The organism is Pseudomonas cucumis, assembly GCF_030687935.1.
GTDB lineage: Bacteria > Pseudomonadota > Gammaproteobacteria > Pseudomonadales > Pseudomonadaceae > Aquipseudomonas > Aquipseudomonas cucumis.
The window spans coordinates 5,733,145-5,746,600 of sequence record NZ_CP117454.1; the positions used below are offsets into that span (position 1 = coordinate 5,733,145).

Sequence of the window (13,456 nt, forward strand, 5' to 3'; positions counted from 1 at the left end):
TTAGGCTCAGTTCACCTTAGCGTTCAACTCACCCTTCAGATAACGCTGATACATCGCTTCCAGGGAGATCGGCTTGATCTTCGAAGCGTTGCCTGCGGTACCGAAGGCTTCGTAACGGGCGATGCACACGTCGCGCATGGCAGTCACGGTGGCGCCGAAGAATTTACGCGGGTCGAATTCGCTCGGGTTGGTAGCCATCAGGCGACGCATCGCACCGGTGGATGCCAGACGCAGGTCGGTATCGATGTTGACCTTGCGCACACCGTGCTTGATGCCTTCGACGATTTCTTCAACCGGTACGCCGTAGGTTTCTTTGATGTCGCCGCCGTACTGGTTGATGATCGCCAGCCACTCTTGCGGAACCGAAGACGAACCGTGCATCACCAGGTGAGTGTTCGGGATGCGTTTGTGGATTTCTTTGATGCGGTCGATGGCCAGCACGTCGCCGGTAGGTGGCTTGGTGAACTTGTAGGCGCCGTGGCTGGTGCCGATGGCGATGGCCAGGGCATCGACCTGGGTGCGTTTGACGAAGTCAGCGGCTTCTTCCGGGTCGGTCAACATTTGGCTGTGATCCAGAACGCCTTCGGCGCCGATGCCGTCTTCTTCACCGGCCATGCCGGTTTCCAGCGAACCCAGGCAGCCCAGCTCGCCTTCTACCGAGACGCCGCAGGCGTGAGCCATGGCTACGGTTTGTTGGGTAACACGGACGTTGTAGTCGTAGTCGGTCGGGGTCTTGCCGTCTTCGCCGAGGGAGCCGTCCATCATCACCGAGCTGAAGCCCAGTTGGATCGAGCGCTGGCAGACGTCAGGGCTGGTGCCGTGGTCCTGGTGCATGCACACCGGGATGTGCGGGAACTCTTCGATGGCCGCCAGGATCAGGTGACGCAGGAACGGGGCGCCTGCGTATTTGCGAGCACCGGCCGAAGCCTGGACGATCACCGGGGAGTCAGTCTTGTCAGCGGCTTCCATGATGGCGCGCATCTGTTCAAGGTTGTTGACGTTGAAGGCTGGAACGCCGTAGCCAAACTCGGCTGCGTGGTCCAGCATCTGGCGCATGCTGATAAGTGCCATTGTGTGTGTCTCTCCCGGTTGAGGGTCGTTAATCGTGCCAGCCTGCCGTAGCGGCGGCGGCTATTCAAGTTATTGCAGATCGGGGGTTGGCCCGGGCTGCGAATTCGGTATTACAAAAATCTTAAGAACTACACAGCCCCGGTGGGAGCGAGCCTGCTCGCGAAAGCGGTCTTGCAGCCAACAGTGCAGCGACTGTCAGACGGCTTTCGCGAGCAGGCTCGCTCCCACATTAGGTCCGTGGTGTGTCAATTACTGCGCTTTACAACCGCGGCCGATCAAATCATTGGTGGCGACCCAGTACACCAGGCCTTCCTCACCTTTTACGTGAAACGCCAGCATGTCGTTGCTGTACAGCGAACCTTCAGCGCCCGGCTCAAGCTTCAAGCGGTAGACCTGATCAGCACCGCCCAGGCGAACATCGACTTCCTTGCGGTTGATGTCAGTGTAGCGCCAGAGCACTTTGGCCTGGCTGTCGCAGGTCCAGGTGGTCCAGCTGTCCGCTGGCTCGGCAGTGTTGAACAGATTCAAATTGGCGCAACCTGCCAGCAATGCCAGTGCCGCAACGGCGATAAAGCGTTTCATCCGTGTTCCTCGACTGACAGCGCACGCTGCCAGCCTTGAGTAAAGAGTCTGACCCCTCAAGGGCAACCATGTTCCTTGGCCGGGACCTGTGTCTCGTATTTGTCCAGGCCATCGGGCCCGGAACGCTTGTTGATCACCGGGTTGGTTTCCGCTTGCCAGTCGGCCTGATAGCAGCCTTTATCCGTCGCGGAAGGCGCGGGTTCCGGCGTGGCTTTCGGGTTACTCCCGCAAGCCGCCAGCATGCCCGCGGCGATCAACAGCATTAATGTCCTGACCATGTGAACACTCCTTTGCCTGGTCAAATGCGCGGCCTCAGGCCTTGGCCCGGCTTTCCAGGACTTCAACGGCCGGCAGTACTTTGCCTTCGACGAATTCGAGAAACGCGCCGCCGCCGGTAGAAATGTAGGAGATTTGCTCGGCAACGCCATATTTATCGATGGCTGCCAGGGTGTCGCCGCCGCCAGCGATGGAGAACGCCGAGCTTTCGGCGATGGCCTGGGCCAGCACTTTGGTGCCGTTACCGAACTGGTCGAATTCGAACACGCCCACCGGGCCGTTCCACAGGATGGTCTTGGACGATTTCAGCAGCTCGGCGAAATTCGCCGCGGTCTGTGGGCCGATGTCCAGGATCATGTCGTCTGCGGCCACGTCGGCAATCAGCTTGACGGTCGCGGTCGCGCTTTCAGCGAATTCCTTGGCAACCACCACGTCCACCGGCAGCGGAACGCTGACTTTGGCGGCGATTTCGCGAGCGGTGTCCAGCAGGTCCGGCTCGTACAAGGATTTGCCGACCGGGTGACCGGCAGCGGCCAGGAAGGTGTTGGCGATGCCGCCACCGACGATCAGCTGGTTGCAGATCTGGCTCAGGCTGTTGAGCACGTCGAGTTTGGTCGACACTTTGGAGCCGGCAACGATAGCGGCCATTGGTTGCGCCGGGGCACCCAGAGCCTTGCCCAGTGCGTCCAGTTCGGCGGCCAGCAGCGGGCCAGCGGCGGCGACTTTGGCGAACTTGGCCACGCCATGGGTCGAACCCTCGGCGCGGTGAGCAGTGCCGAAGGCGTCCATCACGAACACGTCGCACAGGGCCGCATATTGCTTGGCCAGTTCGTCAGCGTTCTTTTTCTCGCCCTTGTTGAAGCGCACGTTTTCGAACAGCACGATGTCGCCGGCTTTCACGTCGACGCCGCCCAGGTAATCGGACACCAGCGGCACTTCACGGCCCAGCGCCTTGCTCAGGTAGTCAGCCACTGGTTTGAGGCTGTTCTCGGCCGAGAACTCGCCTTCGGTCGGACGGCCAAGGTGCGAGCAGACCATCACGGCCGCGCCTTTTTCCAGGGCCAGCTTGATGGTCGGCAGCGAAGCCAGGATTCGCGCATCGCTGGTGACAACACCGTCCTTGACTGGGACGTTGAGGTCTTCGCGGATCAGTACGCGCTTACCTTGCAGATCGAGGTCGGTCATCTTCAACACGGTCATGGGTCGCATTTCCTGGATAGCTGTTTTAGAGAGCAGGTTTTGGTTGTGGTGCAGCTGTTTGCAAATAGTGTTCTGCAACGTCCAGCATTCGATTGGCAAAACCCCATTCGTTGTCGAACCAGGCCAGGATGTTCACCAGCCGAGGGCCGGAAACGCGGGTCTGACTGGCATCGACGATGGCCGAATGTGGGTCATGATTGAAATCACAACTGGCGTGAGGCAACTCGGTGTAGGCCAGAAGGCCCTTGAGCGGGCCATGAGTGGCGGCCTCGCGCAGAATCCGGTTGACCTCGGTGGCGTCGGTATCACTTACGGTCTGCATCGTAATGTCGAGGCAGGACACGTTAACCGTCGGCACCCGCACGGCTTTGGCCTGAATTCGCCCGGCAAGTTCCGGCAGCAGGCGTTCAATGCCTCGCGCCAGACCAGTGGACACCGGAATCACCGACTGGAACGCCGAACGGGTACGGCGCAAGTCTTCGTGATGATAGGCGTCGATGACCGGTTGATCGTTCATTGCCGAGTGGATGGTGGTGATCGATACGTATTCCAGACCAATGGCCTGATCCAGCAGGCGCAACAGCGGCACGCCGCAATTGGTGGTGCAGGAGGCGTTGGACACCAGGAGCTCGTCGCCGGTCAGGCAATCCTGGTTCACACCGTAGACGATGGTGGCGTCGACATCCGCCTCGCTGGCCATCGGCTGGGAGAACAGCACCCGTGGCGCACCGGCGTCGAGAAAACGCTGGCCATCCTGACGGGTGTGGTAAGCGCCGGAGCACTCCAGCACCAGATCGACACCCAGTGACGCCCAATCGATGCCTTCGGGGGTGGCACTGCGCAAGACCTTCACGCAGTCGCCATTAATATGCAGACAATCGCCCTCGACCCTCACTTCGCCGGGAAAGCGCCCGTGAGTGGAATCGAAGCGTGTCAGGTATTCGATGCTGGCCATGTCGGCCAGATCGTTGATCGCGACAATTTCAAACCCGGCCTTTTCGCCTCGCTCAAACAACGCACGCAAGACGCAACGACCAATCCGGCCGTAGCCGTTGAGTGCAACTTTGTAAGGACGCGGTTGAGGCATGGGGTTCTCGATTACCGTGGTGAATCCGTCATTGCAGCGTTGCCTGACCGACCGCTATCGCGGGCAAGCCCGCTCCCACATGGACGGTGAAAATCCCTGTGGGAGCGGGCTTGCCCGCGATAGCGTCAGAACAGGCAATACATAACCCGGACTTAGTCTTCCAGCAGCTCTTCAGCCTGACCCAGGATGTTTTCCAGGGTGAAGCCGAACTCTTCGAACAAGGCAGGCGCAGGCGCCGACTCGCCGTAGGTGGTCATGCCGATCACGCGGCCTTCCAGGCCCACGTACTTGTACCAGTAGTCCGCGTGGGCGGCTTCGATGGCGATACGGGCGCTGACCTGCAATGGCAGAACCGATTGCTTGTAGCCGGCATCCTGGGCTTCGAAGACGCTGGTGCACGGCATCGAAACAACACGTACCTTGCGGCCTTGCTCGGTCAGTTTGTCGAAGGCTTGAACGGCCAGGCCGACTTCCGAACCGGTGGCGATCAGGATCAGCTCAGGCTCGCCTGCGCAGTCCTTCAACACGTAACCGCCACGGGCGATTTCTTCGATCTGGATCGCATTGCGGGTTTGGTGCTGCAGGTTCTGACGGGAGAAGATCAGTGCCGAAGGACCGTCGTCACGCTCCAGAGCGCATTTCCAGGCCACTGCCGATTCAACGGCATCGGCTGGACGCCAGGTGTCGAGGTTCGGCGTGCAGCGCAGGCTGGCCAGTTGCTCGATCGGCTGGTGAGTCGGGCCGTCTTCGCCCAGACCGATGGAGTCGTGGGTGAACACATAGATGATGCGTTTCTTCATCAGCGCCGACATGCGCACTGCGTTGCGGGCGTATTCCATGAACATCAGGAAGGTCGCGCCGTAAGGCACCAGGCCGCCGTGCAGGGCCACGCCGTTCATGATCGCGCTCATGCCGAACTCGCGAACGCCGTAGTACATGTAGTTACCGCTGGCGTCTTCGGCGGTGACGCCTTTGCAACCTTTCCACAGGGTCAGGTTGGAACCGGCCAGGTCAGCCGAACCGCCGAGCAATTCCGGCAGCAGCGGGCCGAACGCGTTCAGGGCGTTCTGGCTGGCTTTACGGCTGGCGATGGTTTCGCCTTTGGCCGCGACTTCAGCGATATACGCCGAGGCTTTTTCAGCGAAGTCTTCCGGCAGGTCGCCGCTCAGACGACGAATCAGTTCGTTGGCCAGCTCCGGGAAGGCAGCGGAGTAAGCAGCGAAACGCTGATCCCACTCGGCTTCGGCAGCGCGACCGGCTTCCTTGGCGTCCCACTCGGCATAAATGTTGGCCGGGATTTCGAACGGGCCGTGGTTCCACTTCAGTGCTTCACGGGTCAGGGCGATTTCCGCGTCACCCAATGGGGCGCCGTGGCAGTCTTCCTTGCCTTGCTTGTTCGGCGAACCGAAACCGATGGTGGTCTTGCAGCAGATCAGCGTCGGCTGCTCGCTTTTGCGCGCCGTGTCGATGGCGATCTTGATTTCTTCCGGGTCGTGACCGTCGACGTTGCGGATCACTTGCCAGTTGTAGGCCTCGAAACGCTTCGGCGTGTCGTCGGTGAACCAGCCTTCGACTTCGCCGTCGATGGAGATGCCGTTGTCATCATAGAAGGCGATCAGCTTGCCCAGGCCCAGCGTACCGGCCAGGGAGCTGACTTCGTGGGAAATGCCTTCCATCATGCAGCCATCACCCAGGAACACGTAGGTGTGGTGATCGACAATGTTATGGCCGGGACGGTTGAACTGCGCCGCCAGGACTTTTTCTGCCAGAGCGAAACCCACGGCGTTGGCCAGGCCTTGGCCCAATGGACCGGTGGTGGTTTCAACGCCCGGGGTGTAGCCGAATTCCGGGTGACCCGGCGTGCGGCTGTGCAGCTGGCGGAAGTTTTTCAGGTCATCGATCGACAGGTCGTAGCCGGTCAGGTGCAGCAGCGAGTAGATCAGCATCGAACCGTGACCGTTGGACAGCACGAAGCGGTCACGGTCGGCGAACGATGGATTGCTCGGGCTGTGCTTCAGGTAGTCACGCCAAAGTACTTCGGCGATATCCGCCATACCCATAGGGGCACCGGGATGGCCGCTGTTGGCTTTTTGCACGGCATCCATGCTGAGGGCACGAATGGCGTTGGCACGCTCACGACGGCTGGGCATCGCTGATCTCCTGCGGATATTGAATCGAGAGTGAATAAAACGAAACGGAAAAAAGGCGAGCATTTTCCCTCACCGACCGCCTTCGGGGCAATGACAGATAGTCATCTGAAGGCGTTTTTCCAATGGATAACGACGTATTCGACTGGTGAAACCTTTCCGCCGTTCGTTTGCTGACTGAACCTAACGCTGAGAAGTGCCATCTATCGAGCAATATCAAAACTTTTTGATATTGCTCTTGCGGTGATTTCTGAGCGTCACTAGACTGCTGGCCTTATGAATTTACGCATACCTTCCATTCGACATGACGATTGCGATGAGCTGGCGGCCCTGTGCAAGGCCGGCGGCGATCCTCTGCGGCTGAATGTATTGCGCGCGCTGGCCAACGATTCGTTCGGCGTACTGGAACTGGCGCAGATCTTCGGCATCGGTCAGTCCGGTATGAGTCATCACCTCAAGGTTTTGGCCCAGGCCGATCTGGTGGCGACCCGTCGTGAAGGCAATGCGATTTTCTACCGTCGCGCCCTGCCCCACACCGATCTGCTGGGCGGCAAGCTGCATGCCGCACTGCTGGAAGAAGTGGACAACCTGCCCCTGCCGACTGACGTTCAGTCGCGGATCGGTCAGGTCCACGGACAGCGAGCGGCGGCCAGCCAGGACTTTTTCTCACGCGTTGCGGAGAAGTTTCGCGCCCAGCAAGACTTGATCGCCGGCCTGCCGCAATACCGCGAAAGCGTGGTGGCACTGCTCGACAAGCTGAGTTTCGGCCCCGACGCCACAGCCATCGAAGTGGGCCCTGGCGATGGCGGTTTTCTGCCGGAGCTGGCGCATCGTTTCGCTCAAGTCACGGCGCTGGACAACAGCCCGGCGATGCTCGATCTGGCCCGTCAGGTCTGCGAACGTGAAATGCTGGCTAACGTCAGCCTGCAATTGGCCGATGCATTGAACGGTGTAAGCCTCAAGGCTGATTGCGTTGTATTGAACATGGTACTGCACCATTTCGCCGCGCCGGCCGAAGCACTCAAGCGCATGGCCGACTTGCTGCAACCGGGCGGTAGCCTGCTCGTGACAGAGTTATGTAGCCACAACCAGAGTTGGGCCAGGGAGGCCTGCGGTGATCTCTGGTTGGGGTTTGAACAGGACGATCTGGCCCGTTGGGCCACCGCTGCGGGACTCGTTCCCGGGGAAAGCCTCTATGTAGGCTTACGTAATGGTTTCCAGATTCAGGTCCGCCATTTTCAGCGACCGGCTGGCGACACTCACCATCGGTAAATTCAGGAAAAAATCGAGATGAGCGAATACTCCCTCTTCACCTCCGAGTCCGTGTCTGAAGGGCATCCGGACAAAATCGCCGACCAGATTTCCGATGCGGTGCTGGACGCCATCATTGCTGAAGACAAATTCGCCCGTGTAGCGGTCGAGACTCTGGTAAAAACCGGCGTGGCAATCATCGCAGGTGAAGTCACCACATCGGCCTGGGTCGATCTGGAAGACATCGTCCGGAACGTGATTCTCGACATCGGCTACAACAGCTCCAATGTCGGCTTCGACGGTGCGACCTGCGGCGTGATGAACATCATCGGCAAGCAGTCCCCTGACATCAACCAAGGTGTTGATCGTGCCAAGCCTGAAGACCAGGGCGCCGGCGACCAGGGCCTGATGTTCGGCTACGCCAGCAACGAAACCGACGTGCTGATGCCAGCACCGATCACGTTCTCGCACCAGCTTGTGCAAAGGCAAGCCGAAGCCCGTAAATCCGGCCTGCTGCCTTGGCTGCGCCCGGACGCCAAGTCGCAAGTGACTTGCCGTTACGAAGGCGGCAAGGTTGTCGGTATCGACGCCGTTGTACTGTCGACCCAGCACAACCCTGACGTGTCCTACAAAGACCTGCGCGAAGGCGTGATGGAACTGATCGTCAAGCACGTACTGCCTGCCGAGTTGCTGTCCAAGGACACCCAGTTCCACATCAACCCGACCGGCCAATTCATCATCGGTGGCCCGGTTGGCGACTGCGGCCTGACCGGTCGCAAGATCATCGTCGACAGCTACGGCGGCATGGCCCGTCACGGCGGCGGCGCGTTCTCCGGCAAGGATCCATCGAAGGTTGACCGTTCGGCGGCCTACGCCGGTCGTTACGTGGCCAAGAACATCGTCGCGGCCGGCCTGGCCGAGCGTTGCGAGATTCAGGTTTCCTACGCGATCGGTGTTGCCCAGCCTACGTCGATTTCGTTGAACACCTTCGGCACCGGCAAAATCAGCGACGACAAGATCGTCAAACTGGTTCGCGAAGTGTTCGACCTGCGTCCATACGCGATCACCACCATGCTCGACCTGCTGCACCCGATGTACCAGGAAACCGCTGCGTACGGCCACTTCGGTCGCACCCCGGCAACCAAGACTGTGGGCGACGATACGTTCACCACTTTCACCTGGGAAAAAACCGACCGCGCCGACGACCTGCGTGTCGCGGCCGGCCTGTAAGACTTCCCCGGCGGTACCCAAAGCCCCGCACGGTTCACCGTGCGGGGCTTTTTCATGGGAAAGATCTTTTGATCTTCGCTCTTGGAAACACGCAGAATTACACCCTTGCAACCCACACCCGAAATCTGACTAGCCTTGAAAGCATCCCACTGAGCAAGGACGCTCTCGATGCTGCCCAACCTGCGCCTGTTTTTCGGATCCCTGCTGACCTTTGCCTGCCTGACCGCCAATGCCGCCGAATGCCCCGACTGGCCGCCCGCCCGAGCACAGAAAGAAATCACCACCCTGCAACAGCAAATCGATCGCTGGGACGACAGCTACCACCGTGAAGGCCAGTCGCTGATTGCCGACGAACTCTACGATCAGTCCCGTGCGCGACTGACCGAATGGCGTGAATGTTTTGATTCAGGCGCCTCTGCCGAACCGTTGCGCACGGCCGGCGGCACGGTTGCTCACCCCATCGCCCACACTGGCCTGGAAAAGCTGCGCGATGGGCGCGCCGTCGAAGCCTGGCTAAAAGATCGGGGCGAAGTCTGGATTCAGCCCAAGGTCGACGGTGTGGCGGTGACGTTGATCTATCGCAACGGCCGGTTACACCGGGCGATCAGTCGGGGGGACGGGGTAAACGGCCAGGACTGGACCGCCTCGGCGCGCCAGATCGCCGCCATCCCTCAAAAGCTTCCGCGGTCGATGGACTTGCTGCTGCAAGGCGAACTCTATTGGCGCCTGACCGAACACGTACAAGCCCAGGCCGGCAGCCTCAATGCCCGTGCCACAGTGGCCGGGCTGATGGCACGCAAGGCGCTGAGCGCCGAGCAAGCCGCCGGTATCGGATTGTTTGTCTGGGACTGGCCACAAGGTCCGAAAAACCTGCCAGCCCGCGTAGCGGCTCTGGATGAATTGGGGTTCCCGAGCACGGCACCCTACAGTCAGCCGATCGAGGCATTTGCCGATGCCGAACGCTGGCGCGATCACTGGTATCGCTCGCCCCTGCCCTTTGCCACCGATGGGGTCGTGCTGCGACAGGACCAACGCCCACCGGCCGAGCGCTGGCAGGCGAAAACGCCTTACTGGAGCGTCGCCTGGAAATACCCTTTCGCCCAGGCGCTGGCCGAGGTGCGCAAGGTCCATTTCAAGATCGGACGAACCGGCCGGATCACCCCGGTGCTGGATCTGGTACCGGTGACGCTCGATGACCGGCAGATCAAGCGTGTGAGTGTCAGCTCCCTGCAACGCTGGGAAGCGCTGGATATTCGCCCGGGCGATCAGGTCGCTATCAGCCTGGCGGGGCTGACCATCCCCAGACTCGATGGTGTCGTATTGCGCAGCACCGAACGCCAGGAATTGAATGCACCGCGGGCAGCAGACTTTCATTCCTTAAGCTGCTGGCAACCAACACCCGGCTGCGAAAGCCAATTCCTCGCACGCCTGAGCTGGCTCAGCGGCAAACAGGGGCTGGCCTTGCCTCATGTCGGACCAGGCACCTGGGAGAAACTGCTCAAGGCCGAACGCCTCGGCAGCTTGGTCGATTGGATGACCCTCGATGAGCAAGAGCTTGCTAAGATTGACGGCTTCGGCGAGCGCAGCAGTGCTCGTCTTTTGAACAGCTTCAACAGTGCCCGGCAACGCCCATTCGCTCGCTGGCTCAAAGCCTTGGGGTTGCCGCCAACCGGCCAGGCACGCCTCGCCGACTCCTGGCCGGCGCTGGCCCAACGAAACACCGAACAATGGCAGGCGGAAGCCGGCATCGGCCCGGGGCGCGCAGCGCAATTGAGCGCATTTTTCCGCGACCCGCAGGTCCTGGCCTTGAGTGAGACATTACGTGTTGCCGGGATTGACGGTTTCTAGACGCCAACCCGGCCTGAGAACCGGGAACCCAAAGGGGCCGATGCGCTCAAACAGCCCATCGCTATATCGAATTTTTCACCTGGAGCTTTTATGAAACTTCTTTCACCGCTCGCCTTGTTGACCCTGTGCAGCGTGATGGCCGCTCCATTGATGGCCGCCGAAGACGCCCCGGGCCTGACCGGCTGTGCCGCCAAAAAACAAGGCATCATCAACCAGATCGAACTGGCCAAGTCCCGCGGCAACGCCGATCAACAGGCTGGCCTGGAAACCGCCCTGAGCGAAGTCACGGCCCATTGCACCGACGCCTCCTTGAAGAAGGAACGGGAAAACAAGGTGCTCGACGCCAAGCACGAAGTCAGCACGCGTCAGGCCGATCTCGACAAGGCCATGAAGAAAGGCGACGCCGAGAAGATCAACAAGCGCAAAGACAAACTGGCTCAATCGCGCAAGGAATTGCAGGAAGCGCTCGACGAACTGGACAAGTAAGAAATCTTTTCTGGAATCAATGATCCCGAAACTCTTTATGGCACGCACTGCAGGCATCTTCGACTTTCTGCACCGCCGGCCCCAGATTGCTGACCTTGTAGGGCTGAATCTTGCTGGCAATCACAAGTTCACCGGTGGCGCCTTCAAGGGTGCGGGCCAGCTCCTGGAAACGTGCCTGCTTCTGCCAGACATCGTCCTTGGCGCTGGTGTGATCCTCTTCGCGCACCTGCGGGAAATGTTTCCACGGCTCATGGGACAAGGCATCAAGTTTCACGGCGCCGTCGGCGAATTTAGGGCCATCGAACGCAATACGTCCACGCAACATACCGCCCAGGTCTTCGCCGGTCTTGAGCATCTGCTTGAAGATCGCCTTGCGCTGACCCAGCGGCGAGTTCGGGTCGACACCACCGCAGGCGGACAAGGTCAGGCAGGCCAGCAATACAACGGAAAGTCTTTTAAGAGTCATGGTGGCTTCAGGTCACTGGAAACGGCGGCCAGTATCCTCGCGTCACTGGCAAAGACCAATAGCCCTATTATCAATACGGGTTGTTTGAGCGCATGGAGCACTCAGGCAACCGACAAAGGAATTACTCCATGAACAGCCGTTTCAAGGCATGGCGTCACAACCTGGCCTGGACCCTCCCGATGGTGGCCGTGCTGGCAGGTTGCACCGGCGGCGACAGCAGCAAACCGAAAACCCACGCACTGGCGACCTACTCCAGCGCTACTTGGGAAGCGCTTCCGGCGGTGTCCGACAACGACCTCGTCGCCGGCTTCGGATCGTGGCGCAGCGCTTGCACCCGACTCAAGGCCGACCCGGTCTGGGGCGGCACCTGTGCGGCTTCCGTCAATGTGCAGCCCACCGCCAATGACATCCGCGGTTTCCTCAAACAGAACCTGGACGTCTATGGCCTGCGTGCCGCCAATGACAACCCCAACGGTCTGATTACCGGTTACTACGAACCGGTGTACCCCGGCAGCCTGACCCAGACCGAGGAAGCCAACATCCCGGTGTACGGTGTGCCTGAGGACATGATCGTCGTCTCGCTGGACAGTATCTATCCGGAACTCAAAGGCAAGCGCCTGCGGGGCAGACTCGAAGGGCGCGTGCTCAAGCCGTACGACGACGCGGCAACCATTGAAACAAAAGGTGTGAAGGCGCCGGTGATTGCCTGGCTGACCGACCCGATGAACCTGCAGTTTTTGCAAATCCAGGGTTCGGGTCGTATCCAGCTCGACGATGGCCGTCAATTGCGCATCGGTTATGCCGACCAGAACGGCCATCCTTATCGTCCCATCGGCCGATGGCTGGTGGATCAAGGCGAGTTGAAGAAAGAAGACGTGACCATGAGCGCGATCGATAACTGGGCCAAGGCCAATCCGACGCGCATCCCCGAACTGCTCGGCAGCAACCCCAGCTACGTGTTCTTCAATCGCAACCCGGACAGCAACGAAGGGCCACGCGGTTCGCTGAATGTGCCATTGACCGCTGGTTATAGCGCGGCCGTGGACCGCAAGGTGATTCCGCTCGGCAGTCTGTTGTGGTTATCGACCACGCGACCGGACGGCAGCGCGCTGGTACGTCCGGTGGCCGCGCAAGATACTGGCGGCGCCATTGCCGGCGAGGTTCGTGCGGACCTGTTCTGGGGCACGGGCGACGCGGCCGGGCAACTGGCCGGCGACATGAAACAGCAGGGGCAGATCTGGATGCTCTGGCCTAAAGGGGCGGCATTGCCACAAGTACCGCAGGTGGCTGACAAACTTTAAAAGCAAAAAGATCGCAGGCTTCGCCAGCTCCTGCATTGACCGCGTTCGTCGCAATATTGCGTCGATCCCAGCAGGAGCTGCCGAAGGCTGCGATCTTTTGATCTTGCCTTTAAACCGACACCACAAAGAAACTGACAATCAACCCCATCCCCACAAACCACACCAGCGACCGCAACATTGCCCAGTCCGCCAAGTAGCAAATAATGAAGAGCAGCCGACTGGTGATGAACAGCACCGACAGCACATTGATGGTCACCAGTTCGGCGTTGCCGGCCAAGTGAGCCACGATCACCGCCGCCGCAAACGCCGGAGTCACTTCAAAACTGTTCAGTTGCGCCGCATGCGCCCGCTTGCCCAAGCCTTCCAGCGAGTCGAGAAACCCCCGAGGGTCATGGTTGTGTCTAAGCCCGTACCCGCCACTGATTTTGGCGATGCCTGTGCACAAATAAGGCAAGCAGATCGCAATCAAAATGCACCACAGAGCAACCGTCATAACGCAGTCCCTTCTTCA

At 60.0% G+C, this 13,456-nt stretch carries 13 protein-coding genes; 5 read left to right on the plus strand and 8 right to left on the minus strand.

What is annotated here, in order from left to right:
- Positions 1-6: 6 nt before the first annotated feature.
- From fba to tkt, 6 genes are all read right to left on the minus strand, one after another.
- On the minus strand, positions 7-1,071 hold the full coding sequence (gene fba / locus PSH97_RS26045; RefSeq protein ID WP_008081027.1) for a class II fructose-bisphosphate aldolase: 1,065 nt from the start codon (positions 1,069-1,071) through the stop codon (positions 7-9).
- A 249-nt stretch (positions 1,072-1,320) separates the two neighbouring features.
- Positions 1,321-1,653: an MliC family protein gene (locus PSH97_RS26050; protein WP_305424760.1), complete on the minus strand. Its 333-nt coding sequence runs from the start codon at positions 1,651-1,653 to the stop codon at positions 1,321-1,323.
- A gap of 56 nt (positions 1,654-1,709) precedes the next feature.
- Complete coding sequence (locus tag PSH97_RS26055; RefSeq protein ID WP_305447222.1) at positions 1,710-1,931, minus strand: hypothetical protein; 222 nt, start codon at positions 1,929-1,931, stop codon at positions 1,710-1,712.
- 34 nt (positions 1,932-1,965) lie between these two features.
- Positions 1,966-3,129, minus strand: a complete 1,164-nt coding sequence (locus tag PSH97_RS26060) for a phosphoglycerate kinase (RefSeq protein WP_007894933.1) — start codon at positions 3,127-3,129, stop codon at positions 1,966-1,968.
- Positions 3,130-3,154: 25 nt separating this feature from the next.
- Positions 3,155-4,216, minus strand: a complete 1,062-nt coding sequence (gene epd / locus PSH97_RS26065; protein WP_305424756.1) for an erythrose-4-phosphate dehydrogenase — start codon at positions 4,214-4,216, stop codon at positions 3,155-3,157.
- Positions 4,217-4,368: 152 nt separating this feature from the next.
- On the minus strand, positions 4,369-6,366 hold the full coding sequence (tkt, locus tag PSH97_RS26070; protein ID WP_305447223.1) for a transketolase: 1,998 nt from the start codon (positions 6,364-6,366) through the stop codon (positions 4,369-4,371).
- Between the two features lie 273 nt (positions 6,367-6,639).
- On the opposite strand from tkt, the gene PSH97_RS26075 reads away from it, so the two are divergent.
- The 4 genes from PSH97_RS26075 to PSH97_RS26090 all read left to right on the plus strand — a co-directional run bounded on the left by PSH97_RS26075 (position 6,640) and on the right by PSH97_RS26090 (position 11,178).
- Complete coding sequence (locus PSH97_RS26075) at positions 6,640-7,635, plus strand: ArsR/SmtB family transcription factor (protein WP_305447224.1); 996 nt, start codon at positions 6,640-6,642, stop codon at positions 7,633-7,635.
- 18 nt (positions 7,636-7,653) lie between these two features.
- Entirely contained in the window at positions 7,654-8,844 is a 1,191-nt protein-coding gene (metK, locus tag PSH97_RS26080) for a methionine adenosyltransferase (RefSeq protein WP_123500165.1), read from the plus strand.
- A gap of 168 nt (positions 8,845-9,012) precedes the next feature.
- Positions 9,013-10,692: an NAD-dependent DNA ligase LigB gene (gene ligB / locus PSH97_RS26085; protein ID WP_305447225.1), complete on the plus strand. Its 1,680-nt coding sequence runs from the start codon at positions 9,013-9,015 to the stop codon at positions 10,690-10,692.
- 90 nt (positions 10,693-10,782) lie between these two features.
- Complete coding sequence (locus PSH97_RS26090) at positions 10,783-11,178, plus strand: DUF1090 domain-containing protein (RefSeq protein ID WP_253546534.1); 396 nt, start codon at positions 10,783-10,785, stop codon at positions 11,176-11,178.
- Between the two features lie 16 nt (positions 11,179-11,194).
- Here PSH97_RS26090 and PSH97_RS26095 read toward each other — a convergent pair whose 3' ends face one another.
- Positions 11,195-11,644: a c-type cytochrome gene (locus tag PSH97_RS26095; protein ID WP_305447226.1), complete on the minus strand. Its 450-nt coding sequence runs from the start codon at positions 11,642-11,644 to the stop codon at positions 11,195-11,197.
- Between the two features lie 128 nt (positions 11,645-11,772).
- Here PSH97_RS26095 and mltA point away from each other — a divergent pair, with 128 nt between their 5' ends.
- Positions 11,773-12,945, plus strand: a complete 1,173-nt coding sequence (gene mltA / locus PSH97_RS26100; protein ID WP_305447227.1) for a murein transglycosylase A — start codon at positions 11,773-11,775, stop codon at positions 12,943-12,945.
- 109 nt (positions 12,946-13,054) lie between these two features.
- Here mltA and PSH97_RS26105 read toward each other — a convergent pair whose 3' ends face one another.
- Positions 13,055-13,438 carry an MAPEG family protein gene (locus tag PSH97_RS26105; RefSeq protein ID WP_305447228.1) on the minus strand — a complete coding sequence of 128 codons (384 nt, stop codon included), beginning with the start codon at positions 13,436-13,438 and terminating at the stop codon, positions 13,055-13,057.
- Between the last annotated feature and the right edge of the window lie 18 nt (positions 13,439-13,456).